Below are 24,950 nucleotides of genomic sequence, written 5' to 3' on the forward strand. Positions count from 1 at the left end.
TTCAGGCAGCGTCTTCGTCGGGCGCGGCGTAGGAGCCATCTTCGCGATGCACTTCCTTGCCGGTCACCGGCGGGTTGAAACAGCAGGCCAGAACCAGCGTTTCATCGGCCACCAGCGTGTGCTTGTCGTGCTCGTTGAGCGCGTACATGACACCCGGTTTGATCTCATGCGTCTCGTTCTTGGCGAGGTCGGTGATCCGACCCTTGCCCGAGATGCAGTAGACGCTCTCGAAGTGGTTCTTGTAGTGGAACGTGTGCTCCGAACCGCCTTCGATCGTGGTGATGTGGAACGAAAAGCCCATACCGTCATCGGCGAGAAGCATCCGCACGGAGTTCCAGCGCGCGTCCGAGACGGACTTGTCGGTGTTCTTCAGTTCGTTGAAGTCGCGAATAAGCATGTGTCGTTACTCCGCAGCGTATTTGTGATTTTCGTTCAGCACTTCGCGGGCGGCGTCGACAACGATGTCGAGACCCTTCTGAAGCACGTCGTTCGGGATGTTCAGCGCGGCGAGCACCTTGACCACCTCGTCGTCGGCACCCGACGTTTCGATGATGAGGCCTTTTTCGAAGGCGCGGGCACAGATGTCTCCGGCCAGCTCACCGCTGCCTACGTCGACACCGCGCATGAAGCCACGGCCCTTGAGGTAAGCGCCCGGCATGAGGTCGGCGAGTTTCCCGAGACCTTTCTCGAGGATCTCGGCCTTCTCGGCGGTCGAAGCTTCCATCGCGTCTTTGTCGGCCCAGAATTTCTCCAGCGCGACACGACCCGTGACGAAAGCATGGGTGTTGCCGCGGAAGGTGCCGTTGTGCTCGGCAGGCTTCCACACGTCATACTCGCGCTTGATGAGCAGACAGGCGAACGGCAGACCGAACCCCGACAGCGATTTCGCCTGGGTGATGAGGTCCGGCTCGATGTCCATGCCTTCGAAGCCGAAGTATTTGCCGGTGCGGCCGATGCCCGCCTGAATGTCGTCGACGATCAGCAGCGCGCCGTGTTTCTTGGCAAGCTTGGCGATGCCTTCCATCCATTCTTTCGACGCGGCGTTCAGACCGCCTTCGCCCTGAACGGGTTCGAAGATGAACGCGGCCGGAGCGTCGACGCCGGACGAGCCGTTGTCCAGCATCGTTTCGATGAAGGCGAGCGTATCGACGCCTTCGCCCATCGCGCCCTCATAGGGCATATGGGTCACGCCACCCAGCGGCGTGCCCGCGCCACCACGCTTGCCGGCGTTGCCGGTCAGCGACAGCGAACCCATGGTCATGCCGTGGAAGCCGTTGGTGAACGAGATGATGTTGCGACGGCCCGTGATCTTGCGGGCGAGTTTCATCGCGGCTTCGACGGCGTTGGTGCCGGTCGGACCCGTCATCATCACCTTGTAGTCGTCCATGCCACGCGGCTTGAGAACGATATTCTCATAGGCTTCGAGCCACTTTGCCTTTTCCTCGGTGTACATGTCGAGGCCGTGGGCGATGCCGTCGTTCGTGATGTGCTCGACCAGCGCCGCCTTCATGTCGGCGTCGTTGTGGCCGTAGTTCAGGGACGAACACCCGGCGAGAAAGTCGATGTACTCGGTGCCGTCCGTCGCGGTCATGATCGAGCCTTGCGCCTTGGCGAAGGTGGTCGGGAAACCGCGGCAGTACGAGCGGGCTTCCGACTCGCGGCGTTCAAAAACGAGATTGTTCGCAGACTGTTTGTCTGTCGTCATAACGTGTTCCTTCGATGTCTGATTGTGAAAAGGACGGGGGGCCGCGTCGATTACGCGGCCTTCGCCATGTCATCCTCGTCCGGCAGCGTGATCGTCACCATGTGTTCGGTGTCGTGACGGCCTTCGAAGTGATCGTCCTTTTTGAAATGAGCTTCGTCCTCAAGCTCGCCGCCGTGGCGTTTCGCGAACTTCTTGAACAGCGCCCACGAGGCGTCGTTGTCTTTCGTAATGGTGGTCTTGAGGACGTTGGCATCGTCGCATTCTTCGCGACCGAAGATTTCGTCCAGCATCAGACCACCCAGACCCATACCCCGGGCCTTGGAGCTTACGGCCACCTGCCACACGAAGAGCGCCTCTTCGTTCGGCACGAGATAGCCGGAAATCCAGCCGACAATGTCGCCGTCCAGTTCCGCCACCACGCAGGTGTCACGGAAATGGTCGCATTGCAGCAGGTTGCAGTAGACGGAGTTCTCATCGAGCGGCTTACACTCGCGGATCAGGTCCCAGATTTGCGCTCCGTCCTCGGAATTCGGCTTACGAAGGCGGAGCTTTCCGGATCGGGGAAGGTCTTTCGCAGTATGCATGTTTCGGTCCTCTCCAAAGTTCCTTTGTAGACTAAAGTAGTTTGGGTGGCGTTTTGTTTCAACCTTCAAAGGAAAAAATGCCGGAATTTGGCTGAAATCGCCAGTTTTATGGGGAAATCGCGTGAATTTACTTAGTAAATGAGCGACTCAAAACCTTTAATTCATGAAAGATTAGTCTATCTAAGTAACATGATTGCTTCAGACCTCCTCGCTATGCCATCAAAGCTCTTGGAAGGAGATGGGATGGACCGGACCGATATCAGCCTGATCGCCCTGCGGCGCATCCTGCGCGCGACCGAGCTTTACGGCAAAGAGCTGGCCAATGCGGCCAAGCTGACCGCCGCGCAGTTCCGTGCGCTTCAGATCGTGGGCGAGATCGGGCATGCGACCCCGTCGGACATCGCGACCCGCATGGGCGTGAGCCAGGCGACCATCACCGCGCTGGTGGACAAGCTCGTGGCGCGTGGTCTCGTGACCCGCGAGCGGTCGGAGCGCGACCGGCGCCAGACCAACGTGACGATCACGGCCGAAGGTCAGGGGACCGTCGACGAAGCCCCCGATGCGCTGCAACAGCGTTATGTGCGCAAGTTCGAGGCGCTGGAGGACTGGGAGCAGGCGCAGATCATCGCGTCACTGGAGCGCGTGGCGGCCATGCTGGACGCAGAAGACATCGACGCCTCGCCGGTTCTGACGACGGGCGACATTCATCACGGCGGCAAGCGGCACTGAGCGGTTTCGAATGGGCTGAACCCCATCCGACCGAAGCGGGGGCGCTGCCCCCGCACCCCCGAGGTATTTGAGGACCAGAGAAGACGATGCGTGCCCGGGGCGATCCTGAGTGCGTCAGACTTCCAGCACGATCTTTCCGATATGGGTGGAGCTTTCCATATGGGCGTGGGCCTTGGCGGCTTCGTCCAGCGGATAGGTGCTGTCCATGATCGGCTTCACGCGGCCCGCGTCCAGAAGCGGCCAGACGTGTTCGCGCAATTCGGCGGCGATGGCGGCCTTGGCGGCGTCCGACTGCGGGCGCAGGGTCGAGCCGGTGATCGTCAGGCGACGGGCCATGATCTGCGCGAAGTTGATCTCGGCCTTGGGGCCGGTCAGGAATGCGATGTGGACCATCCGGCCCTCGTCCGCGAGCGCCTTGATGTTGCGGGCGATATAGCTGCCGCCGACCATGTCGAGGATCAGGTTCGCGCCGCCCGCTTCTGCCATGACCTCGACGAAATCCGCGTCTTTGTAATTGATCGCCACCTCGGCCCCAAGGTCGGTGCAGACCTTGCATTTGTCGTCCGAGCCTGCGGTGGTGAAGACGCGCGCGCCGAGTGTGCTCGCAAGCTGGATCGCGGTCGTGCCGATGCCGGAGGAGCCGCCGTGGACGAGGAACCGCTCGCCCGCCTTCAGCCCGCCGCGCATGAACACGTTCGACCAGACAGTGTAATAGGTCTCGGGCAGGCAGGCGGCCTCTTTCAGACCCATGCCCTTGGGAATCGGCAGCGCGTGTGCCGCCGGGGTCGTCACGTATTCGGCATAGCCGCCACCGGGGAGGAGCGCGCAGACCTCGTCCCCCACCGCCCATTCGGTCACGCCGGGGCCGATGGCGGCCACGGTCCCCGCGCCTTCGAGCCCCGGCAGATCGCTCGCCGTCGGGGGCGGGGCGTACATGCCCGCCCGTTGCAGCGCGTCGGGGCGGTTGACGCCCGCATAGGCCAATTTGATGAGGATCTCGCCATGACCCGGCGCGGGCACGGGCCGCGTGGTCGGTTGCAGCACCTCGGGGGCGCCGGCCTTGGTGATCTCGACGGCGCGCATGGTCTTGGGCAGGGTCATCAGCGATGGGTGCTCCAACGTCCGGGGTATCCGGTGCGGTGTTCGCCGGGCGCGCGGATGTTGTCCAGCACGCGACCCGGCCCTTTCATGAAGGCATCGACCAGCGCGTTCGAGCGCAGCTTGCCCTTCACCTTTTCGAACTGCATGACGTTCTCGATCCGCCGGTCGAGAAAGGCCCAGGTGGCCTCGTGCCCTTCGCTGTCGTCGCCGAGCCAGTAAAGCACGGTCGAGGAATAGACGGCCGAAAGCGTCGCGCGTTTGGTGTACCAGTTCACATCGGGCGAAGTGTCGCCCAGCGTGTCCCAGATCAGGCCCGAGGTCTCCCAGAGTGCCTTGGACCCGTCGGCGGCGTGCTGGGGCAGGGCGAAAAGCGCCATACCGCGCCGCACAAGCTCCTTATCCGCGACTTCGATCCGTTTGCGCACGGCCGCAGTCACCTTTTCGCGGAACTTGAGCGTGGACAGGTCCATCGCCTTAAGCGACTCGACCATCTGCCGGTCGCCGCGTTTGTGATAGGCAAACGCCATGTCCACGGCTCCGCGCGGGAATATCGCATGGGCGGTGTCGAGGGGTGTGTCGGTGTCCTCGCAGGCAGCCCTGAGCGCGGCGTCGGACCAGCCGTCGAAGGGAACGTGCATCTGGATGGCGTCGAGAAGCGTGTCTTGATCGGTCATGGAGAAATAAGTGGCATGTGGGCGAGGCGCCTTCAAGGCGGGGGAGTGGATTTGCGCGGGTCCGGCGAACTGGACAAGCGCGCGGATCGCCGCTATAAGGCCGCTTCCTGCAATTTCTCTTGCAACTCAAACCTAGAAAGGTGGTGACAACCACATGCAGGTATCGGTTCGCGATAACAACGTCGACCAGGCGCTTCGGGCTCTGAAGAAGAAGCTTCAGCGTGAGGGTGTGTTTCGTGAAATGAAGCTCCGGCAGCATTTCGAGAAGCCCTCCGAGAAGAAGGCGCGCGAGAAGGCGGAAGCAATCCGTCGTCAGCGTAAGCTGGCTCGCAAGAAAGCGCAGCGCGAGGGGATGCTCTAAGCTTCTCTGACGCAATGCAGGTCGGCGTGCTGACCAGACGACCCCCGTGGCATCCGCCCGGGGGTTTGTCGTTTCTGGGGTTGCGGTCTTTGACACCGTGGGTGTGAATCGGTGCGTATTTGACGGAGTCTTTCTCATGCCCGACGATCCCATCCTTCCCATCGATCATCCGCTCCTGTCGCGTCCCAGTGCGACGGTCGACGCATTCGGACCGAACCTTGCCGCGCTGGTGGCGGAGATGTTTCGCATCCTCGACCGCGAGCAGGGGGCTGGGCTGGCTGCTGTGCAGATCGGTGTGGCGAAACGCGTTGTCGTGCTCGACATGCCGGATGCGTCCGGCGAGCGGCATCGTCTCGCCATGGTGAACCCGAGGATCACCGCTCTGTCGGATCGGGTGGTGACCGGGTCCGAGGGCTGTTTGTCCATGCCGGATTACTGGATGGACATTCCGCGCCGGGATCTCGCCCAAGTTGCTTATCAGGACTGCGATGGAGAAGAGCAGTCGCTCGTCGCGACGGGGCCGCTTGCGGTCGGTGTTCAGCACGAAGTCGATCATACGCAGGGTGTGCTGTTCTACGATCACGCGTCGCGGCTCAAACGAGACCGGGCCAAGTCTTATTTCCGCAAGGTGCGCCGGGCCCATGAGCGTGCCACGAAGGGGCTCTAAGAATGACCCGGCAGATTACCGTCACCGCGCACTATTCCCGCGACGCCGACACCGTCTTTGCCGAGGCGATCCATTTCTCGGAGATGGTCGACGCGATGAAGGGGATCGCGCGGTATGAGGGCCTGCCCGACGATGTTGTGCGCGAGGGCGAGACCTATGTGGTCGACATCACGCTTTTCGGCATCATGAAGAACCCCGGCCATACGATGTTCGTCGAACTCCTCGACCGGGACTCGCGGGTGATCCAGAGCCGTGAGCACAATGCGCAGGTCAAGCGTTGGGATCATACGTTGTCGATCCAGCCCAGCGGCACGGGCTGCATCTGGACCGACAAGATCGTCATCGAAGCGGACCGGATGGAATGGTTCACGGCGCGTTTCGCGGCCTATGTCTACACCCGCCGGCACAGGCATCGGGAGGCCGCGAGCCTCGACACCGTGGTGCGCAGGCTCTGAGGTTCAGACTTCGCGGAAAAAGGTGGTGATCGCCGTGATGATCTCGTTCGGGGCGGCATGGGGCAGGGCGTGGCCGACGCCCTCGACGACGTGGTGGCGGGCGGTGCGATTCCACTGGGTCATCTTGCCCATTGCGGTCAGCGGGATCACCTGATCGTCGCCCGCCCAGATCGCCAGAACGGGGATGCCGGTCTTGCCGAGGTCGCGGTGCAGGTTCTCAAGGTCGATGGCCAGCGTTTCACGATGTGCGGACAGGACCGACCGCAGGTATCCGCGCCGCGCCGTCTCGTCCGCCATGCGTTGTTCGAGGTCGGGGATCACGGTCGGCTGTGACGCATCCCGCGCGGCGGCGCGACGCAGCGATCCGGGGCCGGTGATCCGCCAGAGCCAGTTGCCGATTACGCCGAGATTGCCGCACCGGCGAAGCGGCTGACCGGGGGTGTAGTCGATCCCGCCGGTGGCGAGGAAAATGACGCGATCCACGCGGGCGGGATTGGCGGTGGCGAAGGCGGCCGCGATGATCCCGCCCATCGAATAGCCCATGAGCGAGACGGGGCCATCCAGCCCCTGTTCGGTCAGCAGTTCGTCGAGCTGGTTCACGAAGAACTGCGGCGTCTGGGCGTTTGTCGGACGATCCGACAGCCCTCGCCCGTAAAGGTCATAGGCAAGCACTTGGTAGCCCAGCAGGTTCAGGCCGCGCACGAGGCCGGAGAACACCCAATGCGGTGTCGTCAGCCCATGGATCACCACGATGACATGCGAGGTCGGCGCGCCGAACCATCGATAATAGGTCTTGCCGTCCGACAACTGGGCATAACCCCCGTCGTCATCGCCCCGCGCGGCGCTGACGGGCGTGCGAAACCACTCGCGCACGAAGGGTGCGATGGCGATAAGGCCGACAATTCCGACGATGAACCAAGCCATGGGTACTGCTCGCTTTTGGCGGTGAGTGTGCCGTTTGCGGGGGCGGCACGCAACGGCTTTGCGTGAGGCTTGCTTTATATCATCGTGAGTTTATATAAATGAATATGGAATCAGTAAGCGCAATCCCCGACATGGACGCCGCCTTTGCGGCACTGTCCGACCCGACACGCCGTGCGATCCTTGCCGGGTTGGCGAAGGGCGAAATGACGGTCAGCGAAATCGCGGCACCCTTCGACATCAGCCAGCCCGCGATTTCGCACCACCTGAAGGTGCTGGAGCAGGCCGGGCTCATCACCCGGCGAATCGACGGCCAGCGCCGCCCCTGCCGACTGGCCGGGGGAACGCTGGAGGAACTGGAGGCATGGCTCGACAGGCTGCGCCGGACCATGACCGCGAATTACGACCGGCTGGACGCGGTTCTGGCCGAAGAAATGGCGAAACAGGATTTGAAAAAGGATTGAAACGATGCCCAAACCCCTGACGTTCGAACTGATCGGTGACACGCAGCTCGTCGTCACCCGTGACTTCGACGCCCCGCCCGCGCTCGTCTGGCGCGCGCATATGGAGCCGGACCTGCTCATGAAATGGCAGTCCGGGAACGACGCGTTCAACGTGGTCGAGTGTGAGATCGACGCGACCGAAGGCGGCACATATCGGATCGTCCATTCCTCGGCGGACTACACCTTCACGATCACCGGGACTTTTCTCGAACTTGAGGAACCGAACCGCATCTTGCAGGAGGAGGTGATGTATCTGCCTGACCCGACCCCGCCCAATCTGGTCGAGACGCTTTTCAAAGCCAAGGGTCAGGCGACGCATATGGTCGTGACCATGACCCTGCCGGACGCGCAGACCCGCCGGGAGATGATGGAAACCGGAATGCTCGACGGGATGGAGATTTCCTACAAGAACCTCGACGCGCTGGAACTGGCCTAAGCCGCTTCACCGGGCGTCAGCAGGCCGGCCGCGACAAGGCGGTCGGCCCACCCTTTCGGCCCCTCGAACAGATGCACCTGCCACCCGCGCCGGGCCGCGGTGTCGATGTTGTCGGGCCTGTCGTCGGTAAAAAGCAGGCGCTCGGGCGCGATCCCGCAATCGTCCTCGACCATCTCGTAGATGCGCGGGTCCGGCTTGGTCACGCCCATGTGGCCCGAGATATAGCGCCGGTCGAACTCTGTCAGAAACGTATCGCGCGCCTCGGACAGGGCGAAGCTGTCGATCCCGAAATTCGTGAGCGCGAAGACCGGCACGCCCTTGGCCCGCAGCGCCCGCAGGAGCCGGACGGAATGGTCGATCGGCGGGCGGGCAAGGTCGAGCCAGCGGTCATGCCACATCAGGATCTCGTCGCGGAATTCGGGATAGGTTTCGGCGGTTTCCTGCACCACGTCGCGAAACACCTCTCCCCGGTCGAAGCGTTCGTTCATGGCGTGCAGGTCCACAGTCGCGAACATCGCCTCGCGCCGCGCGCGCCCGATCATCTCGTCGTACCGATCCTCCGGCTGCCAAGTGATGAGCACGTTACCGATGTCGAAAATCACGGCCTCGGGGCGGGGGAGTGTCGGGTCTGTCATGCGGTGAGCCTAGGGCAGGCGGCGAGGAAGGGAATTGCGAATGGGGCGTCTCGGACAGGATACTAGAATACTAGTATTCTGGAATGCTGAGATCGTCACAAACCATTGAAAAACGAAAGATTATCCAAGTTAATAGAGGTTAACGCGCCGCCTCAGCGCCGGCGCCTACTGAACCTGATCCAGCGCACGCGCCACAGGAAAAAGACCAGAATACCGACCAACAGCGACAGCCAGCCCACCAGCCAGTAGAATGCATCGCCATCGTTCACACCGGGCATTCCGCCCACGTTCACGCCGAACAGGCCGGTAAGGAACCCGAGCGGCAGGAAGATGACCGAGACGACCGACATGACGAACATGTTGCGGTTCAGCCGGTCCGAAAGCTGCCCCGACAATTCTTCGCGCAGGATCATCGCCTGATCGCGCAGCTCGTCGAGGTCTTCGACGATCCGCGTCATCTTCAGCGCCTCTTCCTCGATCTCGCGGTGCGTCTCGGAATCGATCACCGGGTTGTCGCTTTCCGCAATTGCGCGGATCACGTCCCGCTGTGGGCCAAGAAAGCGCCGCGCCGCGATGACCTGAAGTCGCAGGTTCACGACCTCGCCGCGCAGGTGGTCGCCGCTCTCTGCGATGATCTGCTCTTCCAGCGCCTCGGCCTTAGCGTCCAGATCGGTCTGGAAATCGCCGATCTTGCCGGTGAGGTCTTCGATCAGCGCGACGAGGAAGGCGCCCGTCGTCTCGGGCCCTTCGCCCTGCGAAAGCCGCGCATCCAGCCGCTCGATCGCGCGCACCCGGCGCAGGGACACGGTGACGATCCGGTGCGCATCGGCCCAGATCCGCAACGAGATCATGTCCTCGGGATCCGCACCCTCGTTGAAGTTGATCGCGCGCAGAATGATCATCAGCCCATCGCCCAGCCGTGTCAGCCGGGGGCGCGAGGCCCGGTCGACCAGCGCCTCGACCGCCTGCGGGTCGAGATAGTCGAGGTGCTCGCCGATCCACGCCTCGGCATCCGGGTGGTTGCCGTCGATATGCACCCAGCCCAGCGTGTCGTCCTTCAGCACATGCCGCATCTCCTCCTCGGTGATGGCGCGGCCCTTGTCGGGACCATTCAGGACATGGGCGTAGGTGATGTGGGTTCCGGTCATGGCCGCAGAATGTGGGGCCGGGGCGGAAAAGGGAAGGGGTCGGGGGTCAACGTGCGGCCATCGTCGCGCGCGTTTCGGTCGGGCCGTCGGCGGACCCCATGACCGCATCGGTGTGATGCAGGGCAGCGGCCATGAGCAACCCGGCTGTGGCGTAGGCGAGAACAAGCGGTTTCATATGACGACCCTGCGGTTGGACGGGGGTCAAACGGTGCCGGGGCGCCTTTCCGTCGGCCCGACAAAGAAAAAGGGCCGCCCGAAGGCGACCCTTTCGATCTCAAACGGCAGTGCCGATCACTCGAGGATTTTCGAGACGACGCCGGAACCGACGGTGCGGCCGCCTTCGCGGATGGCGAAGCGGAGGCCGTCTTCCATGGCGATCGGGGCGATCAGCTCGACGGTGAACTTCAGGTTGTCGCCCGGCATCACCATCTCGGTGCCCGAGGGAAGCTCGACCGTGCCGGTCACGTCCGTCGTGCGGAAGTAGAACTGCGGGCGGTAGTTGGCGAAGAACGGGGTGTGACGGCCGCCTTCATCCTTCGTCAGGATGTAGACCTCGCACTCGAACTTCGTGTGCGGCTTCACCGAACCCGGCTTACACAGAACCTGACCACGCTCGACCGCGTCACGGTCGATGCCGCGCAGCAGGGCGCCGATGTTGTCGCCGGCTTCACCACGATCCAGCAGCTTGCGGAACATTTCCACGCCCGTGCAGGTCGTCTTCTTGGTGTCCTTGATGCCGACGATTTCCAGTTCGTCGCCCACGTTGATCACGCCACGCTCGACACGGCCGGTCACAACGGTGCCGCGGCCCGAGATCGAGAACACGTCTTCGATCGGCATGAGGAACGGCTGATCCACGGCGCGCTCCGGCGTCGGGATGAAGTCGTCGACGGCCGCCATCAGTTCCTTGATCTTCTCTTCGCCGATTTCCGGGTCACGGCCTTCGAGAGCGGCCAGAGCCGAACCCGCGATGATCGGAATGTCGTCGCCCGGGAATTCGTACTCGGAGAGCAGTTCGCGGACTTCCATTTCGACGAGCTCGAGCAGCTCTTCGTCGTCGACCTGGTCGACTTTGTTCAGGAACACGACCAGCGCCGGCACGCCGACCTGACGGGCGAGCAGGATGTGCTCACGGGTCTGCGGCATCGGGCCGTCGGCCGCGTTCACCACGAGGATGCCGCCGTCCATCTGGGCCGCGCCGGTGATCATGTTCTTCACGTAGTCGGCGTGGCCGGGGCAGTCGACGTGGGCGTAGTGACGCGCGTCCGTCTCGTATTCCACGTGCGCCGTCGAGATCGTGATCCCGCGCGCTTTCTCTTCCGGTGCGCCGTCGATCTGGTCGTAGGCTTTGAAGTCACCGAAGTACTTCGTGATCGCCGCCGTCAGCGTCGTCTTGCCGTGGTCAACGTGGCCGATGGTGCCCACGTTCACGTGCGGTTTGTTACGTGCAAACTTTTCCTTAGCCATTGGCCATACGCCTCGTCTGTAAAGGAACCCAACACGGGTCCGATTCATGATACGGGGGGCAAGTAGCCAATGAATCCGGGAAAATCAAGCGCACATGGTGCCCACGCGGGCCTCACGTGGCGACGCAGGCGCATTTCTTGCCGACGGGGCCTAGGACCACGCGGCAAAGGTCTGACGAAACGCGGAATTCCGCCGCGTCGGGATCAGGAAGAGGACTCGACCACCGTGGTGCCGGTCGTCGTGGTCTCGACCCCGCCGGGGGTTTCGCTGCGCACGCCGGACGACGTGCCGCCGACCTCTTCGCCGCCTTCCAGAACGGCCCCTTCGGCTCCTTCTTTCACCCGGGCGAACTGCGGCGGGACCGTGCCCGCGGTCGCGGCAGGCGTACCCGCGGACGTGGTCGCCGGGTCCATGAGCGAGGCGTCACCGAACCACGCGATGTTCTCCATCATGTATTCCTGCACCGACTTGGCGAGCGAGCGGGCGAGCGACAGCATTTGTTCGTCGGCGGTCTTTGTCAGGCCGGTGCCGATCAGAGCCTCGGGCGACAGTTCTTCGGACACGGTGAAGATCTTGGGATCGTCCGTGACCGGCGCGCCCTTTTCATCGTCCCAGATCGTCACGGACGCGATCAGCACCGATTTCGGCGTGAAGACCACCGGCACCCCGATCATGGCGAGCGCGTAGCCGTCCACCTTTGTCGCGATGTGGAAATACTTGTCCCCGTCCCAACGCCCGAAACGCTCTTCCATCGCGAAGTTGATCGCGGTTTCCCACGCTTCGTCGGTGGCTTCCCGCGAAAACGGGCCGATTTCGGGTTCTTCGACCACGGTCACGGTGTGGCCAAGCAGGAAGCGCCCCATCGGTTCGGGCACCTGTGCGAGATCGTCGGTGTTGGCACAGGCCGAAACGGAAAGCGCGGCGGCGGCCAGGGCGGCGAAAGTCGTCAGGCGGGGCATGCTCACTCCTCAAAAGATTCACTCGTGCATACCCGCTGGGACGGGGTTGTTCAATTCACGACCTTGCTTGCCCGGCGCATCGGCGCGAAACTCACGCCATGACGCTCGATCAGCCCCCCGAACGCAAACCCGTCGCGGTCCCTGTCCCCGAACGCCCGCGGCGCTTTCTGGAGGCCGTTCGCGCCATGCAGGGCAATGCACTGGCGCTCCTGCCCAAGATCGCCTTCACCCAGCCCATCGTCTCCGGTCATGTCGTTCGGCGGTTCCACATGGTCATGGATCCCCCGTCTTTGAAGCGGATTTTAAAGGATGCGGCGGCGGATTACCCGAAAAGCGAAGAGGCGCAGGCGATGCTGCGGCCCGCGCTCGGCAACGGTCTGTTCCTTGCCGAAGGCGCGCATTGGCGTTGGCAGCGGCGCGCCGCGATGCCGGTCTTTGCCCCGCGCAACCTGACCGCGCTCACGCCCGTGATGACCGAGGCGGCCGAGGCGTCGTGTCGGCGGATTGCCGCCAGACCGGGGCGGCAGGATATGTATCAAGAGATGCTTCAGACCGCGTTTGAGGTGATCGCGGCCGTGTCGATGTCCGAGGATACGGCGATTCCGCGCGAAGTCGCGCATCGTGCGATCGACAGGTATCTGGAAACGGCGGGCAAAGCCTCGCTCCTCGACATTCTCAAGGTGCCCGCCTTCGTGCCGCGCCCCAAGCGGGTGGTGGGCAAGGCGATCATCTCCGACCTGATCCGCGCCACCGACAAGGCGGTCGAAGCGCGCATGGGGCGTGAGCCTGCCGATCCGCCGCCGCTGCTCGACCTGTTGATCGGCGCGTCCGACCCCGAGACGGGGCGGACCATGACGGCAGAAGAACTACGGGACAACTTGCTCACTTTCCTCGTCGCCGGGCATGAGACGACCGCGCTGACGCTGTCTTGGGCGCTTTACCTCGTGGCCTTCGATCCTGCGGTTCAGGAGCGGGCGCGCACCGAGGCGCGTGCGGTGCTGGGCGACCGCCCCGCCGGGGCCGAAGATGTCGCGAACCTACCCTACATCCGGCAGATCTTGCTTGAGACGATGCGCCTGTATCCGCCCGTCGCGATCCTGTCGCGCACGGCGATGAAACCCGACCAGCTTCGCGACCGCGAGGTGCGCGCAGGCGACGTGATGCTCCTGCCGTTCTACGCGCTGCATCGGTCCGAGGTGTTGTGGGACGATCCGAACGGGTTCGATCCCAACCGGTTCGCGGACCCCAAGGCCATCGACCGCTACGCCTTCCTGCCGTTCGGCGCGGGGCCGCGCGTGTGCCTCGGCATGGATTTCGCGATGCAGGAGGCGGTGATCGTGCTGGCCACGATGCTGGCCCGATTCCGGTTCACCGCAATTCCGGGCCGCGACCCCGAGCCGGTCATGATCCTGTCGCTCAGACCCAAGGGCGGTGTCTGGCTGGACGTAGAACCCGTCTAAAGCGTCAGCACCAGCGGGCAGTGGTCCGATACTTCCGGGTCGCGCACCACCTCGAACGCGGCGGGCCGAGTGTCCGGGCCGACCAGCATGTAATCGGCGAACCGCCCCGGTTTCGGGTAATGGCTGGTCCGCGTCGTCGGGTGCCCCCCACCGGTCACCAGTTCGTCGAACCCCTCTTCGGCTAGATAGCTCAGGGTTTCGCTGCCCGGTTCGACGTTGAAATCGCCGCACAGGACAGTGGCGTCCCCCGGCTCGGCCACGGTGCGTAGGAGCCCAAGGAACCTGCGGGCCTGCACGGCGCGCTCCGGCGTGTCCATCTTGCCCGCAAGGTCGCGCAGTCCGTGCATCTGGGCGATGCTCACCCCCCGGTCCAGCCGGTCGTCCCAGACCCGGACGGCATGGCCGCTGCGCGAGCGCGGATGCTCGCCGAACCCGTGTGCCTCGAACCCCTTGTGGACGAAACCCTGCACCTGCCCGACGATGGGTAGATCGCGGTGAACGAAGGTCGCGAGACCCCAGAACGATGGCACCGGGTCGTCCTCGTCCCACAGCGTGCCGCGCGCAGCCGGGCAGAACAGCGGAACGTGGTCGGGCAGCGCCCCGGTCACGTCACGAAGCAGGTTGGCGCGTTGGTCGAGCACGTGATCGCCGTCGCGGTAGATCAGCCAGTCGCGCGGCGAGGCCGGGGAATGCACGACCTCTTGCAGGCACAGCACATCCGGCGATTCGTCGCGCAGATAGGGAAGCAGGCTGTCCCACAGCGTGCCGCCCCAACTGTTCAAAGACATGATCCGCATCGGTCCGCGCTCAGTTCTCGCCGCCGAGCGTGCCGCCGCCGCGCCCCGCATCGGGCTCGTCCACCCGGCGTTCGATCCGTCCGCCGCCGTTTTCATCGTCCTCGGGCGCGTCCTGTTCGGCATGGCTATCGCCGCACATGCTGCGCATGTCCTGCCACTGGGCTTCGGTGATGACCGGCAGACCGTATTCGCCGCCCTCAGACGCCGCCTGCGCGCTTTCGATCCGGCGGATCATCTGCGGGTGCGAGGCGAAATGGGCCGCGATCCCTTCGGCGTCGCCGTATTCGTCCATCAGCCGCTGGAAGATCGTGCCGAGTGCTGCGGGGTCGAGGCCCGCGTCACGCATCAGGTCGTGGGCATAGTCGTCGGCCCCGGTTTCGGCGGCCTGCGAATACTTGGCGTTGATCAGCTGGTTGGCGAGCATCAGAACCACCGTCCCGCCCGCGAAGTCGCCGAAGAGCAGACCCAGCACACCGATGGACCCGGCCGACCGCAGCGCATCGCGCGTGGGGTCGCGGTTCACGACATGCCCGATCTCGTGCGCGAGGATCGAAGCGACCTCTTCGGGGTTCTCCGCCTCGTCGATCAGCCCCCGGAACAGGATCACACGACCGCCGGGCAGGGCGAAGGCGTTGACGAGTTCATGGTCCAGCACGGCGATGCGAACGGGATAGGGCAGGTCGTCGTCCGGGGCCAGCCGATCCACCATCGCGTCGATAGCGGCAAGCCCGTCCGAATCCTCGCACAGCCTGACCGCGGCGTTCTCACGCCCCAAGGCACCCCGGATCTGCTCGAACGTGGCATCGCCCAGCGCCTGTTCGCCCTCGGGCGGCAGGTAGGTGGCAAGCTGGTCCGCCATGATCGGCACCAGCACGAAGATGATGAGCGCGACGCTCGCCACCGCACCACTGGCCCAAGCGCCGATCCTGCCCCAGTTCGTCACCGGCTGCGCCCGGTTGAGCCGCGGCGCGACCGCGCGCAGTTCCTTGGCCACGAAGGGGTTGTCGACCTTGAGCCGCGCCATGTCGTCGAAGCCCTGCGCCAGAACCACCCCATCGGAATAGGCCTGATCCTTCAGCGCGCGCACCTCGTCCAGCGGCCACAGGATGCGTTCGCCATCGGGCATGATGATGTTCAGATGGCTGCGCGACAGTTCCAGCGACACGCGGTGCATGACCGGGTCCGTGCCGTCGACGTAATCCGCATAAACCGCCTTGTCTTCCGGTTCTTCCACCGCAGGGGCCGCGCCGTAAATATCGGTCAAAACGCATCTCCCAGCGGCAGGGCATCGGCAAAGCCTTCGGCCTCGGCGAATTCGTCACGGGCGCGCTGCTTGATGCCGAGCAGCGCCTGCGGGTTCTCGATCTCGGTCGTTTCCGCAAAGTGCTGGGCGACGGGAAGGGTGATGAACACCTCTTTCAGCACGCCCCAGAAGATGAAGATCGCGAAATAGGTGATGATCCCGAACAGGATCGGGACGAAGGCGGGCAGGTTGCCGAGCGTGGTGAGATACCCGTCCTCGTCGATGTTTTCGAGCGCGAAGCCGGTCGCGGCGAAAATGATCCCGAACAGGATCGAGACGCCGATACCGGCGGCGATGAAGATACCGCCCATCGCGGCCCATCCGCCCGCATAGATGCCGACGATCCGCCCGGTGCGGGGGCTGGCCTTGAGCCGCGCATCCCCGATGGTCTTGGTGTTGGTCAGCGCACGAAAGCTCCCCGCCTTCCATGCCGCGAGGCCGAAGAAAAACCACGGCACGGCGATGAAGATGAGGGGCGCGAAACGCGGGTCTTCGGTGGCGATGAGCATCCCGATGGTGCCCGCGAGCAGGGCGGCCGACAAGTACAGGTGCAGCATCGGTTTTATGAGCATCCGCCACGACCCGCCCTGATGCATCCGCTGGTCGCCATAGAAGGTCCGGTCGGTCCGGTACTTTTCCAGCCAATAGGTCTTGACCGGCCAGTAAAGCCCGGCGGTCAGCACCGTCAGCCCCCAATGAAGCAGCGAACGCCAGACAAAGCCCGCGACACCCGGTTCGAGCCCGAAGCGGATACCGCGCCACCGCGTGCGGGCCAGCACGTAGCGGCGGGCACGGTATTGGGCGAAGAAGATCAGCGGCGTGATCCCGACGACCGAAATGGCATAGGCCGGCGCGTTCCCCTCGAACAGCGAGAACGAGAAGAACATCAGGATCAGGTTCACGATCCCGATGTAGAAGGCGAGGAAGACGACAGCGGTCAGAAAGCCGAGCAGCTTCTCGGTCGGTCGTCCGACATATTCCAGCGGCATCCCGCCGGGGCGGATCGCGCTCCAGTAATACCGGCGCATCCGCGTCTTCATCCAGAAGCGATAGAACCCGGCGGTCAGAACCGTGCGGATACCCGTCGCCAGCGCCAGCCGGAAGATCGCCCCCTTGGCACCTTTGTAGTCGGTCGTGAGGTCAGCGAAGGCCATGGTTGCGTCCGGTGTCCGAATAATGTTGTCCCCGTCGGGGTTTGCGGCCCCGCCGGCAGGTTTGCCGATCCGGGCACGCATGTCCACAGTCCCGCGCCAAGGATCGGTCGCTTCGGCGGTGCGTGTGGATCGTGACCTAGGGTGCCGAACCCATCAGATCCCGTCAGGTTACCGCACCTGAATGCGTGACACCCGGATATTGCGCATCTGGACGGTGAAACCGCCCTCGGGCGGGACACGCCCCATGCGGCTCAGGCCGTCGAGACGCCCCCGTTCGCCATAGCCGCGAAACAGGATGCCGACTTGGAACTGCACGGGCTGGTTCACGCGCTGAAGATCCGGCACGCACTGAAAGACGCCGGGCTGGCCGCAATCGCGGGGGATCGCGGTTTGCCCCCGGAAACTCACGACCGGCGTGTCGTTGCAGATCACTTGCAGGAACCCGTCATCCCCCGCCGACCATTTCACCTGAACCTTGACGCTGTTCCACTGACCGAAGGCGCTGGGCGGGATGCAGCGGGTGTCGTCGAAGGTAAGCCCCTTGACGCTGTCGAGGTGGAGCGTGTGGATGTGGTTCTTGATCGTGTTGATCCGCTGCCACTCCGCCACTTCCAGCAAACTGCGCCGGTTCGGTCCGCCGCCATAGCGGAACCCGGCGGGCACGAAGATCTGCATCGCGTATTCCAGACTTTGGCCAAGGCTCGCATGGTCGCGATAGGCGAGCCGGGATCTGAGATTGCCGTTGAAGCAATCGCTTTCCCCGCGCCCGTCGCCATAGTCCCGGCTGCTGCAATCGCCGTCTTCGACGTGAAAGGTCACAACCCCGCCCTGCGTCACCGGCGCACGTCCGTTGAACACGTGGTTCTGAAAGCCGTTCGGGGCGGCCTGAACGATCACGGGCATAAAGCACAGAGTCAGGGTCAGCCGAAGAACGGCGGCAAAGGCATGTTTCATCTGGAAATCCCCCCGTCAAAGAATGCTCTGAGACTATGGGAGAAACGCCGTTCAGGCAATTTTCAGGTAAAGGTGTTGGACTTCGGGAAACCGTGGGGCGGCATCTTGCCCACGCCGGCGCGTTTGCCGATCCACGGGCTCATGTCCACCTCGGTGCGTGTCCGGTCGCCTGTAGCGGCCCAGCTCAGCCCGGCGGCAAGGTCGAAGGTCGTGAGGTCCGACAAGCCCCCGTCAAGGTCGAGTGTCCCCTGACGTCCGCGGGCAGAGCCGTATTTTTGCAAGCGAACACCTTTGCCGCGCCCCATTTCGGGCAGCTCGGCGATCGGGAAAACCAGCAGCTTGCGGTTCTCGCTGACCACGGCGACATGATCGCCCACGACGGGTTTGACCAGCTTCGCCACGTCATCCGACACGTTCAGCACCTGCTTGCCGTTCTTGGTCTGCGCCACCACGTCCGCTTCCGGCACGATGAACCCGTTACCGCCCTTGGAGGCGACGATGAGTTTGCGGTCCGGCGCATGGACGAACATGTCGATGATCTCGACGTCGTTCGGCAGATCGACCATCAAGCGAAGCGGTTCGCCCATCCCCCGCCCGCCGGGCAGGTTCGAGGCACCCAAGGTATAGAACCGCCCGTTCGCCGCGAAGACGATGATCTTGTCTGTGGTCTCGGCATGGAAGGCGAACCGCGGCCCGTCGCCGTCCTTGAATTTGAAGTCGCGGGTCAGGTCGACATGGCCCGACATCGCTCGAATCCAGCCCATCTGGCTGCACACGATCGTCACCGGCTCGCGCTCGATCATGGCTTCCAGCGGCACGTCCGGCACTTCGGCGGCCTCGGCAAATTGCGTGCGGCGGGCCCCGGCGACGTAATCCTTGCCGAACTTCTTCTTGGCGTCCTTCAGCTCGTCCCCGATCCGGCCCCACTGAAGGTCTTCGCTGTCGAGCAGGTCTTCGAGCCCCGCGCGCTCTTCCATCAGCGCGTCGCGCTCGAGGATAAGCTCCAGCTCTTCGAGGCGGCGCAAGGACCGCAGACGCATGTTCAGGATCGCGTCCGCCTGAACGTCCGACAGACCTTCGGACCGACCGACGAACCGCTTGGGCGTGGCGCCCGACCCGGTGTTGTCGGTGATGATCTCGGGCGCGGTGGCGCTCTCATCCTCGCGCAGTTCCAGCGATGCGACGTCGATCCCGGCCAGTGGCGACACGTAGTCATGTTCGTTGGTCGCCCGCGCGATGGTGTCCTGATGCGGGCGCGACCAGTCCTCGTACATGAGCGCGGCCTTGGGGTCGTCGTCGTAACGGATGATGTCGATCACCCGGTCGAGGTTAAGGAAGGCGATGATGAAGCCTTCGAGCACCTCAAGCCGATGGTCGATCTTTTCCATCCGGTGTTGCGAGCGGCGGATCAGCACCTCGCGCCGGAAGTCGAGGAAAGCGCGCAGCACTTCCTTGAGCGAACAGACCTTGGGCGTCAGCCCGTCGATCAGCACGTTCATGTTGAGCGAGAAGCGCACTTCGAGGTCCGAGTTGCGGAACAGAAGGCCCATCAGCATCTCGGGTTCGACGTTGCGCGTCTTGGGCTCCAGCACGATCCGCACGTCGTCGGCGCTTTCGTCCCGCACGTCGGCCAGAAGCGGCACCTTCTTGGTCTGGATGACCTCGGCCAGCTTCTCGATCAGCTTGGATTTCTGAACCTGATAGGGAATCTCGGTGACGATGATCTGCCACTGACCCCGCCCCAGATCCTCGACCTCCCATTTCGAGCGCAGGCGAATCGAGCCACGGCCCGTGCGATAGGCTTCCGCGATATTCTCGCGCGGCTCGACGATCACGCCGCCCGTGGGGAAGTCGGGGCCGGGGATGTAGTTCAGAAGCGTGTCGTCGCGCGCATCCGGCGTCTTGATGAGATGCAGGCAGGCGTCCACCAGTTCCGCGATGTTGTGAGGCGGAATGTTCGTGGCCATGCCGACCGCAATCCCGGCGGCACCGTTGGCCAGCAGGTGCGGGAACGTCGCGGGCAGCACCACGGGCTCGCGCAGCGTGCCGTCGTAATTCTCGCGGAAATCGACCGCGTCCTCGTCCAGCCCTTCGAGCAGCGCCTCGGCCACGATGGTCATTCGCGCCTCGGTATACCGCGACGCCGCCGGGTTATCCCCGTCGATGTTGCCGAAGTTCCCCTGACCGTCGACCAGCGGGTAGCGGACGTTGAAATCCTGCGCCAGGCGCGCCATCGCGTCATAGATCGCGGCATCGCCATGCGGGTGATAGTTACCCATCACGTCGCCCGAAATCTTCGACGACTTGCGGAAACGCCCCCCGGAATTAAGCCGAAGTTCACGCATCGCGAACAGGATGCGGCGATGCACAGGTTTAAGCCCATCCCGCGCGTCCGGCAGCGCCCGATTCATGATCGTGGACAGCGCATAGGTCAGATACCGGTCACCGATCGCGCGGCGCAGCGGTTCGGCGAATTCGGAAATCGGGTTGTCGGGATCGTCCACCGTGTCGGTCATGTTTTCCGAATACCGAAGGAACGGAATCTCGTAAAGCGCGTTCGATTCATGGATGAGGGAAGTGACACAGGTGCCACCAAAAGGCCCGCTTTGTCCCACATCGTCCGGTCGAATCATTGCCAGCCGATGCCTGCGGCGGGTACCTTGGGAATCCTTGAAGGGGTGAATTTAATGCAACTCGTGCGTCTTTCCGTCATGACGATCGTCGGCCTTGGGGCCGCGTTGTACTGGTTCGGACGCGATGCGGGGTTGCCGGACGATTCCATCGGTCGCGAGACCGCCCTCATCTCCCCTGATCTCATGGCCTCGATCACCGGGATCGTTCAGGAACCGGCCGAAGAGGATGATCGCCTCGCGCTCGCCCTCGCGTCGGACGCAAGCCCCGAGACCGCGACGCTCGTCGCCTTCCGCCCCTCTGCGGAAAAGGCGACGATCCAGCCCGCGGTCGCCACGGTCGACGATGGCGAAACCGCCGTCGTTTCCACCGCGTCCGAGCCGGAGGCCACCAAGCCCCTGTCGGGCACGGAAAAGGCCGCGCCGGAACCCGACTACCTTTACGTCACCGGCAGCCGTGTGAACGTGCGCGGCGGACCGTCGACCGCCTATGGCGTGATTTCGTCCCTCAGCCTCGGCACGCAGGTCGAGGATATGGGGGATGCAGGCGACGGCTGGCGGCAGATCGTATTGACGGACACCGGCGAACGCGGCTTCATGGCCGGACGTTTCCTGTCGTCCGTTGAGCCTTGAGTCACCAGAAATCCATTCTCATCACAGGGTGTTCCTCCGGTATCGGCTACGATGCCGCCCACACCCTTGCGCGTAACGGCTGGCGGGTCTTCGCGACCTGCCGGGCCGAGGATGACTGCGCCCGCCTGCGTGGCGAGGGGCTGGAAAGCCTGCGCCTCGACCATCGTGACGTGGCGAGCATCGAGGCCGCCTTGCTCGAAATCCTCTCCCGCACCGGCGGCACGCTCGACGCGGTGTTCTGCAACGCGGGCTACGGCGTCCCGGTCCTGGCCGAAGACCTGCCGGGTCACGTCCTGCGCGACATGATGGAGACCAACTTTTTCGGTGTGCATGAAATCGTGCGCCGCGTGATCCCCGTGATGCGCGCGCAGGGCGGCGGGCGCATCGTCAACTGCTCCTCCACCCTCGGCCTCTCCGCGATCCGCTGGCGCGCGCCCTACGTCGCCTCGAAATTCGCGCTCGAAGGCTACACCGACACCCTGCGGCTCGAACTCGCCCCCGACGACATCCACGCGATCCTGATCGAACCCGGCCCGATCACCTCCAACTTCCGCCTGAACGCCAAGGCCCAGTTCGAAGCGCATATCGACTGGCAGGCCTCGGCCAGCCGCGCGGGCTATGAAGCAAAGATCCTGCCCCGGTTCGACCGCGACATCGACGCGAAAGACCCGTTCGAACTGCCCGCCTCGGCCGTCACCGCCAAACTCATCCGCGCGTTGGAGGCGAAACGTCCGAAACCCCGCTATCTCGTCACCACGCCCACCTATGTCTCCTACTGGGCGCGCCGGCTCCTGCCCACGCGGCTCGCCGACTGGTTCCTCGCCAAGGCGTGACGACGCGCCGCTCGCATCCCGCCCGCAGACGCGCTATCCCTCGGCCAAACCAAGGATGGACCCATGTTCGAAGATCCCCTTCTGATTATCCCGCTCGTAGCGGTGCTCGTCGTCCTGCTGATCCTGCTGACCGGCATCGGCAGCTTCGGGCGCGGCGGCGAATTCAACAAGCGCAACGCCAACAAGATCATGCGCTATCGCATCTACGCTCAGGCCGTCGCGATCGTGCTGATCCTCGGCTACGTCTGGCTCAGGCGGCAGGGGGGCTGACCATGGTCGTGCTGAACAAGATCTACACCCGCACCGGCGACAAGGGCGACACCGCGCTGGGCGACGGCACCCGCGTTCCGAAACATTCCCCGCGGGTCGAGGCCTATGGCACGGTGGACGAAACCAACGCGACCATCGGCATGGCGCGCCTTCACGCCTCCGGCGACACCGACGCGGCGCTCGCCCGCATCCAGAACGACCTTTTCGATCTGGGCGCCGACCTGTGCCGCCCCGACATGGCGAAGGACGGCGAAGCCGAATACCCGCCGCTGCGCATGACCGACGCGCAGGTCGAGCGGCTCGAGGCCGAGATCGACGTGATGACCAAGATCCTCGAACCCCTGCGCAGCTTCATCCTGCCGGGCGGCTCACCGCTCGCCGCCTACCTGCACCTGACGCGCACGGTTTCACGCCGCGCCGAACGGCTGGCCACCGAACTCGCCACGGTCGAAGAGGTGAACCCGGCGGCGGTGAAATACCTCAACCGCCTCTCTGACTGGTGCTTCACGGCGGCACGTATGGCCAATGACGACGGCAAATCCGACGTCCTCTGGGTCCCCGGCGCGAACCGCTGACCTCTTCTCTGTTTCAAAAAACCTCGGGGAGCGCGAGGGGCAGCGCCCCTCGCTCCCGAGCGCCGTGTCAGTCCACACGCTCCGGAATCTGAAACCCCCGCAGGAACTCGTCCGCGTCCATCCCGCGCCCACCGGGCTTCTGCGCCCGCGTGATTTCCACCGCACCTTGCCCGCAGGCCACCGTCAAAGGCCTGATCACGGCCCCCGGCGCTCCGCTCCCTGCGACGAGGCGCGCGCCGAGGAGCTTCACGCGCACCCCGGCCATTTCGCACCACGCGCCAGGAAAGGGCGATAGCCCCCGGATCAGGCGGTCGATCTCGGTCGCCGGGCGGGTCCAGTCGACTCGCGCCTCGGCCTTGTCGATCTTCTCGGCATAGGTCACGCCGTCCTCCTGCTGCACCTCGGGCGTCAGACTATCCAGCGCCCCCAGCGCCTCGACGATGGTCTCGGCCCCCAGCGCCGACAGGCGGTCGTGCAATTCACCCGTCGTCTCTTCGGCCCCGATCTCCACGGCCCGCCGCATAAGCACCGGCCCGGTATCCAAACCGGCCTCCATCTGCATGATGCAAACGCCCGTTTCGGCATCGCCCGCCATGATCGCGCGATGGATCGGCGCGGCCCCGCGCCAGCGCGGCAGGAGCGAGGCGTGGATGTTCAGACAGCCCTTGGCGGGCGCGTCCAGCACAGCCTGCGGCAGGATCAGCCCATAGGCCACGACCACGGCCACATCGGCCCCGAGTGCCGCGAATTCGGCCTGCTCCGCCTCACCCTTCAGGGATTTCGGATGGCGCACGGGCAGACCAAGCGCCTCGGCGCGGGCTTGCACCGGGGTCGGGCGGTCTTTCTTGCCGCGTCCGGCGGGGCGGGGCGGCTGGCAGTAGACGCAGACGACCTCGTGCCCCGCCGCGACCAGAGCGTCAAGGACCGGGACCGAGAAATCCGGGCTGCCCATGAAGATGACTTTCATATCGCCCCCTACCGCTTCGCTTTCCTGGCCTTCGCGATCAGCCGGTCGCGCTTCAGTTTCGACAGATGGTCGAAATACATCTTGCCGTTCAGGTGGTCGATCTGGTGCTGCACGCTGGTCGCCCAAAGCCCGACGAAATCCTGCTCGCGCACGGCGCCCGCCTCGTCCAGAAACCGCACCGTGACCGCGCGCGGGCGGCTGATCGTGGCCCAGACGCCGGGCAGGTTGGGCGAGGCTTCGTCGTGCTCCCGCAACTTCACGCTGGCGTGGAGGACTTCGGGGTTCGCCATGCGCACGGCCTTGCCCCGCTCTTCGGACGCATCCACGACCGCCAGACGCAGCATGATCCCCAGTTGCACGGCGGCCAGCCCGACCCCCGGCATCGCATCCATCGCTTCGACCATCTCGTCCCAGAACTCGCGCACCTCATCGGTCACGGCTTCGACCGGCTGGGCGGCCGTGCGCAGCCGCTTGTCCGGCCACATGACGAAAGGACGGGGCATCAGACCCGCGCCCGCTCGCGTTTCAGCTTCTGGGATTTGCGCGTAATCATCTGGCGCTTCATCGGCGACAGGTAGTCGATGAACAGCTTGCCGTTCAGATGGTCGATCTCATGCTGCACGCAGGTCGCCCACAGCCCTTCGAAATCGCGTTCCTGCTCTTCGCCCGCGCGGTTCAGCCAGCGCACCTTGACTGCGGCGGGCCGGGTGACTTCGGCGTATTGGTCGGGGATCGACAAGCAGCCCTCTTCGTAGACGTTTGTATCGTCCGACGACAGGATCACCTCGGGGTTGAACATGACCAGCGGTTGCGGCTCGGCGCTTTCGTCCTTGATGCAGTCCAGCACGATCAGCCGTTGCAGCACACCGACCTGCGGCGCGGCCAGACCGATGCCCGGCGCGTCGTACATGGTTTCGAGCATATCGTCGGCGAGCGTCAGCAGCTCGTCGGTCACGTCGCGCACCTTCTCCGCCTCTTTCTTGAGGCGCGGGTCGGGGTGAATAAGGATCGGTTTCAAGGCCATGACGG

General features: G+C 64.2%; 30 protein-coding genes. 11 read left to right on the top strand and 19 right to left on the bottom strand.

All coding sequences use genetic code 11. The features are described from left to right. Position 1: 1 nt before the first annotated feature. The 3 genes from HOY44_RS11560 to ectA are packed head-to-tail and all read right to left on the bottom strand — an operon-like array spanning position 2 to position 2,289. The gene (locus HOY44_RS11560) at positions 2 to 397 is read right to left on the bottom strand and encodes an ectoine synthase (protein WP_008331765.1); all 396 of its coding nucleotides are present in this window, start codon (positions 395 to 397) and stop codon (positions 2 to 4) included. A 6-nt stretch (positions 398 to 403) separates the two neighbouring features. After that, positions 404 to 1,705, bottom strand: coding sequence for a diaminobutyrate--2-oxoglutarate transaminase (gene ectB, locus HOY44_RS11565; RefSeq protein WP_287434819.1), 1,302 nt, complete (start codon positions 1,703 to 1,705; stop codon positions 404 to 406). A gap of 50 nt (positions 1,706 to 1,755) precedes the next feature. After that, positions 1,756 to 2,289: a diaminobutyrate acetyltransferase gene (ectA, locus tag HOY44_RS11570; protein ID WP_008331763.1), complete on the bottom strand. Its 534-nt coding sequence runs from the start codon at positions 2,287 to 2,289 to the stop codon at positions 1,756 to 1,758. 243 nt (positions 2,290 to 2,532) lie between these two features. Here ectA and HOY44_RS11575 point away from each other — a divergent pair, with 243 nt between their 5' ends. After that, on the top strand, positions 2,533 to 3,018 hold the full coding sequence (locus tag HOY44_RS11575) for a MarR family winged helix-turn-helix transcriptional regulator (protein WP_287434820.1): 486 nt from the start codon (positions 2,533 to 2,535) through the stop codon (positions 3,016 to 3,018). A 114-nt stretch (positions 3,019 to 3,132) separates the two neighbouring features. On the opposite strand, the gene HOY44_RS11580 is transcribed toward HOY44_RS11575, so the two are convergent. Beyond that, on the bottom strand, positions 3,133 to 4,113 hold the full coding sequence (locus HOY44_RS11580; protein ID WP_287437220.1) for an NAD(P)H-quinone oxidoreductase: 981 nt from the start codon (positions 4,111 to 4,113) through the stop codon (positions 3,133 to 3,135). Between the two features lie 5 nt (positions 4,114 to 4,118). Next, entirely contained in the window at positions 4,119 to 4,793 is a 675-nt protein-coding gene (locus tag HOY44_RS11585) for a COQ9 family protein (RefSeq protein ID WP_287434821.1), read from the bottom strand. Positions 4,794 to 4,947: 154 nt separating this feature from the next. Here HOY44_RS11585 and rpsU point away from each other — a divergent pair, with 154 nt between their 5' ends. The 3 genes from rpsU (at position 4,948) to HOY44_RS11600 (ending at position 6,276) form a co-directional block, all read left to right on the top strand. Beyond that, entirely contained in the window at positions 4,948 to 5,154 is a 207-nt protein-coding gene (gene rpsU / locus HOY44_RS11590; RefSeq protein WP_008331758.1) for a 30S ribosomal protein S21, read from the top strand. Between the two features lie 136 nt (positions 5,155 to 5,290). Next, a complete protein-coding gene (def, locus tag HOY44_RS11595) occupies positions 5,291 to 5,821 on the top strand; it encodes a peptide deformylase (protein WP_138422519.1) in 531 nt (176 codons plus the stop codon). Between the two features lie 2 nt (positions 5,822 to 5,823). After that, a complete protein-coding gene (locus tag HOY44_RS11600; protein ID WP_287434822.1) occupies positions 5,824 to 6,276 on the top strand; it encodes a hypothetical protein in 453 nt (150 codons plus the stop codon). 3 nt (positions 6,277 to 6,279) lie between these two features. On the opposite strand, the gene HOY44_RS11605 is transcribed toward HOY44_RS11600, so the two are convergent. Further along, on the bottom strand, positions 6,280 to 7,200 hold the full coding sequence (locus HOY44_RS11605) for an alpha/beta fold hydrolase (protein WP_287434823.1): 921 nt from the start codon (positions 7,198 to 7,200) through the stop codon (positions 6,280 to 6,282). Between the two features lie 104 nt (positions 7,201 to 7,304). Here HOY44_RS11605 and HOY44_RS11610 point away from each other — a divergent pair, with 104 nt between their 5' ends. Both HOY44_RS11610 and HOY44_RS11615 read left to right on the top strand, forming a co-directional pair. Further along, positions 7,305 to 7,661 (top strand): ArsR/SmtB family transcription factor, encoded by a 357-nt coding sequence (locus HOY44_RS11610; RefSeq protein WP_287434824.1) that lies wholly within the window; start codon positions 7,305 to 7,307, stop codon positions 7,659 to 7,661. A gap of 4 nt (positions 7,662 to 7,665) precedes the next feature. Further along, on the top strand, positions 7,666 to 8,136 hold the full coding sequence (locus HOY44_RS11615) for an SRPBCC family protein (RefSeq protein WP_287434825.1): 471 nt from the start codon (positions 7,666 to 7,668) through the stop codon (positions 8,134 to 8,136). On the opposite strand, the gene HOY44_RS11620 is transcribed toward HOY44_RS11615, so the two are convergent. The 5 genes from HOY44_RS11620 to HOY44_RS11640 form a co-directional block, all read right to left on the bottom strand. Beyond that, entirely contained in the window at positions 8,133 to 8,771 is a 639-nt protein-coding gene (locus tag HOY44_RS11620) for an HAD family hydrolase (RefSeq protein ID WP_287434826.1), read from the bottom strand. The genes HOY44_RS11615 and HOY44_RS11620 overlap by 4 nt on opposite strands. Before the next feature lie 152 nt (positions 8,772 to 8,923). After that, positions 8,924 to 9,919, bottom strand: coding sequence for a zinc transporter ZntB (locus HOY44_RS11625; protein ID WP_287434827.1), 996 nt, complete (start codon positions 9,917 to 9,919; stop codon positions 8,924 to 8,926). A gap of 46 nt (positions 9,920 to 9,965) precedes the next feature. Continuing rightward, positions 9,966 to 10,094, bottom strand: a complete 129-nt coding sequence (locus tag HOY44_RS11630; protein WP_287434828.1) for a hypothetical protein — start codon at positions 10,092 to 10,094, stop codon at positions 9,966 to 9,968. Between the two features lie 116 nt (positions 10,095 to 10,210). Beyond that, complete coding sequence (gene tuf, locus HOY44_RS11635) at positions 10,211 to 11,386, bottom strand: elongation factor Tu (RefSeq protein ID WP_008331614.1); 1,176 nt, start codon at positions 11,384 to 11,386, stop codon at positions 10,211 to 10,213. 203 nt (positions 11,387 to 11,589) lie between these two features. After that, positions 11,590 to 12,345 (bottom strand): hypothetical protein, encoded by a 756-nt coding sequence (locus HOY44_RS11640; protein ID WP_287434829.1) that lies wholly within the window; start codon positions 12,343 to 12,345, stop codon positions 11,590 to 11,592. A 98-nt stretch (positions 12,346 to 12,443) separates the two neighbouring features. Between HOY44_RS11640 and HOY44_RS11645 the strand changes: the two genes are divergently transcribed. Beyond that, positions 12,444 to 13,805, top strand: a complete 1,362-nt coding sequence (locus HOY44_RS11645; protein WP_287434830.1) for a cytochrome P450 — start codon at positions 12,444 to 12,446, stop codon at positions 13,803 to 13,805. Here the strand turns inward: HOY44_RS11645 and HOY44_RS11650 are convergent. From HOY44_RS11650 to HOY44_RS11670, 5 genes are all read right to left on the bottom strand, one after another. Beyond that, the gene (locus tag HOY44_RS11650; RefSeq protein WP_287434831.1) at positions 13,802 to 14,593 is read right to left on the bottom strand and encodes an endonuclease/exonuclease/phosphatase family protein; all 792 of its coding nucleotides are present in this window, start codon (positions 14,591 to 14,593) and stop codon (positions 13,802 to 13,804) included. The genes HOY44_RS11645 and HOY44_RS11650 overlap by 4 nt on opposite strands. Positions 14,594 to 14,612: 19 nt before the next feature. Continuing rightward, positions 14,613 to 15,866 carry a M48 family metallopeptidase gene (locus tag HOY44_RS11655; protein WP_008331735.1) on the bottom strand — a complete coding sequence of 418 codons (1,254 nt, stop codon included), beginning with the start codon at positions 15,864 to 15,866 and terminating at the stop codon, positions 14,613 to 14,615. After that, positions 15,863 to 17,059, bottom strand: coding sequence for a DUF898 family protein (locus HOY44_RS11660; protein WP_287434832.1), 1,197 nt, complete (start codon positions 17,057 to 17,059; stop codon positions 15,863 to 15,865). The genes HOY44_RS11655 and HOY44_RS11660 overlap by 4 nt, the downstream gene beginning before the upstream one ends. 168 nt (positions 17,060 to 17,227) lie before the next feature. Beyond that, a complete protein-coding gene (locus HOY44_RS11665; RefSeq protein WP_287434833.1) occupies positions 17,228 to 18,013 on the bottom strand; it encodes a polysaccharide lyase family protein in 786 nt (261 codons plus the stop codon). A gap of 62 nt (positions 18,014 to 18,075) precedes the next feature. Continuing rightward, positions 18,076 to 20,529 carry a DNA topoisomerase IV subunit A gene (locus tag HOY44_RS11670; protein ID WP_287434834.1) on the bottom strand — a complete coding sequence of 818 codons (2,454 nt, stop codon included), beginning with the start codon at positions 20,527 to 20,529 and terminating at the stop codon, positions 18,076 to 18,078. A gap of 171 nt (positions 20,530 to 20,700) precedes the next feature. On the opposite strand from HOY44_RS11670, the gene HOY44_RS11675 reads away from it, so the two are divergent. From HOY44_RS11675 to HOY44_RS11690, 4 genes are all read left to right on the top strand, one after another. Next, on the top strand, positions 20,701 to 21,276 hold the full coding sequence (locus tag HOY44_RS11675) for an SH3 domain-containing protein (protein WP_287434835.1): 576 nt from the start codon (positions 20,701 to 20,703) through the stop codon (positions 21,274 to 21,276). After that, positions 21,273 to 22,109: an SDR family NAD(P)-dependent oxidoreductase gene (locus tag HOY44_RS11680; protein ID WP_008331727.1), complete on the top strand. Its 837-nt coding sequence runs from the start codon at positions 21,273 to 21,275 to the stop codon at positions 22,107 to 22,109. The genes HOY44_RS11675 and HOY44_RS11680 overlap by 4 nt, the downstream gene beginning before the upstream one ends. Before the next feature lie 63 nt (positions 22,110 to 22,172). Beyond that, entirely contained in the window at positions 22,173 to 22,379 is a 207-nt protein-coding gene (locus HOY44_RS11685; RefSeq protein ID WP_287434836.1) for a twin transmembrane helix small protein, read from the top strand. Between the two features lie 2 nt (positions 22,380 to 22,381). Further along, complete coding sequence (locus HOY44_RS11690; protein WP_287434837.1) at positions 22,382 to 22,954, top strand: cob(I)yrinic acid a,c-diamide adenosyltransferase; 573 nt, start codon at positions 22,382 to 22,384, stop codon at positions 22,952 to 22,954. A gap of 67 nt (positions 22,955 to 23,021) precedes the next feature. Here the strand turns inward: HOY44_RS11690 and fmt are convergent, their stop codons facing one another. The 3 genes from fmt to def (HOY44_RS11705) are packed head-to-tail and all read right to left on the bottom strand — an operon-like array spanning position 23,022 to position 24,945. Beyond that, positions 23,022 to 23,921 (bottom strand): methionyl-tRNA formyltransferase, encoded by a 900-nt coding sequence (gene fmt / locus HOY44_RS11695; protein ID WP_287434838.1) that lies wholly within the window; start codon positions 23,919 to 23,921, stop codon positions 23,022 to 23,024. An 8-nt stretch (positions 23,922 to 23,929) separates the two neighbouring features. Beyond that, positions 23,930 to 24,424 carry a peptide deformylase gene (gene def, locus HOY44_RS11700; RefSeq protein ID WP_287434839.1) on the bottom strand — a complete coding sequence of 165 codons (495 nt, stop codon included), beginning with the start codon at positions 24,422 to 24,424 and terminating at the stop codon, positions 23,930 to 23,932. Further along, the gene (gene def / locus HOY44_RS11705) at positions 24,424 to 24,945 is read right to left on the bottom strand and encodes a peptide deformylase (protein ID WP_008331722.1); all 522 of its coding nucleotides are present in this window, start codon (positions 24,943 to 24,945) and stop codon (positions 24,424 to 24,426) included. Before def (HOY44_RS11705) ends, def (HOY44_RS11700) begins: the two co-directional genes overlap by 1 nt. Positions 24,946 to 24,950 lie beyond the last annotated feature (5 nt).

It is taken from the genome of Maritimibacter sp., assembly GCF_016774595.1.
GTDB classification, from domain to species: domain Bacteria; phylum Pseudomonadota; class Alphaproteobacteria; order Rhodobacterales; family Rhodobacteraceae; genus Maritimibacter; species Maritimibacter alkaliphilus.

Coding starts and splice junctions, on each gene's coding strand:
- HOY44_RS11560 (WP_008331765.1), bottom strand. CDS start 397: ATGCTTATTCGCGACTTCAACGAACTGAAGAACACCGACAAGTCCGTC.
- ectB (WP_287434819.1), bottom strand. CDS start 1,705: ATGACGACAGACAAACAGTCTGCGAACAATCTCGTTTTTGAACGCCGC.
- ectA (WP_008331763.1), bottom strand. CDS start 2,289: ATGCATACTGCGAAAGACCTTCCCCGATCCGGAAAGCTCCGCCTTCGT.
- HOY44_RS11575 (WP_287434820.1), top strand. CDS start 2,533: ATGGACCGGACCGATATCAGCCTGATCGCCCTGCGGCGCATCCTGCGC.
- HOY44_RS11585 (WP_287434821.1), bottom strand. CDS start 4,793: ATGACCGATCAAGACACGCTTCTCGACGCCATCCAGATGCACGTTCCC.
- rpsU (WP_008331758.1), top strand. CDS start 4,948: ATGCAGGTATCGGTTCGCGATAACAACGTCGACCAGGCGCTTCGGGCT.
- def (WP_138422519.1), top strand. CDS start 5,291: ATGCCCGACGATCCCATCCTTCCCATCGATCATCCGCTCCTGTCGCGT.
- HOY44_RS11600 (WP_287434822.1), top strand. CDS start 5,824: ATGACCCGGCAGATTACCGTCACCGCGCACTATTCCCGCGACGCCGAC.
- HOY44_RS11605 (WP_287434823.1), bottom strand. CDS start 7,200: ATGGCTTGGTTCATCGTCGGAATTGTCGGCCTTATCGCCATCGCACCC.
- HOY44_RS11610 (WP_287434824.1), top strand. CDS start 7,305: ATGGAATCAGTAAGCGCAATCCCCGACATGGACGCCGCCTTTGCGGCA.
- HOY44_RS11615 (WP_287434825.1), top strand. CDS start 7,666: ATGCCCAAACCCCTGACGTTCGAACTGATCGGTGACACGCAGCTCGTC.
- HOY44_RS11620 (WP_287434826.1), bottom strand. CDS start 8,771: ATGACAGACCCGACACTCCCCCGCCCCGAGGCCGTGATTTTCGACATC.
- HOY44_RS11625 (WP_287434827.1), bottom strand. CDS start 9,919: ATGACCGGAACCCACATCACCTACGCCCATGTCCTGAATGGTCCCGAC.
- HOY44_RS11630 (WP_287434828.1), bottom strand. CDS start 10,094: ATGAAACCGCTTGTTCTCGCCTACGCCACAGCCGGGTTGCTCATGGCC.
- tuf (WP_008331614.1), bottom strand. CDS start 11,386: ATGGCTAAGGAAAAGTTTGCACGTAACAAACCGCACGTGAACGTGGGC.
- HOY44_RS11640 (WP_287434829.1), bottom strand. CDS start 12,345: ATGCCCCGCCTGACGACTTTCGCCGCCCTGGCCGCCGCCGCGCTTTCC.
- HOY44_RS11645 (WP_287434830.1), top strand. CDS start 12,444: ATGACGCTCGATCAGCCCCCCGAACGCAAACCCGTCGCGGTCCCTGTC.
- HOY44_RS11650 (WP_287434831.1), bottom strand. CDS start 14,593: ATGTCTTTGAACAGTTGGGGCGGCACGCTGTGGGACAGCCTGCTTCCC.
- HOY44_RS11660 (WP_287434832.1), bottom strand. CDS start 17,059: ATGGCCTTCGCTGACCTCACGACCGACTACAAAGGTGCCAAGGGGGCG.
- HOY44_RS11665 (WP_287434833.1), bottom strand. CDS start 18,013: ATGAAACATGCCTTTGCCGCCGTTCTTCGGCTGACCCTGACTCTGTGC.
- HOY44_RS11670 (WP_287434834.1), bottom strand. CDS start 20,529: ATGACCGACACGGTGGACGATCCCGACAACCCGATTTCCGAATTCGCC.
- HOY44_RS11675 (WP_287434835.1), top strand. CDS start 20,701: ATGCAACTCGTGCGTCTTTCCGTCATGACGATCGTCGGCCTTGGGGCC.
- HOY44_RS11685 (WP_287434836.1), top strand. CDS start 22,173: ATGTTCGAAGATCCCCTTCTGATTATCCCGCTCGTAGCGGTGCTCGTC.
- HOY44_RS11690 (WP_287434837.1), top strand. CDS start 22,382: ATGGTCGTGCTGAACAAGATCTACACCCGCACCGGCGACAAGGGCGAC.
- fmt (WP_287434838.1), bottom strand. CDS start 23,921: ATGAAAGTCATCTTCATGGGCAGCCCGGATTTCTCGGTCCCGGTCCTT.
- def (WP_287434839.1), bottom strand. CDS start 24,424: ATGCCCCGTCCTTTCGTCATGTGGCCGGACAAGCGGCTGCGCACGGCC.
- def (WP_008331722.1), bottom strand. CDS start 24,945: ATGGCCTTGAAACCGATCCTTATTCACCCCGACCCGCGCCTCAAGAAA.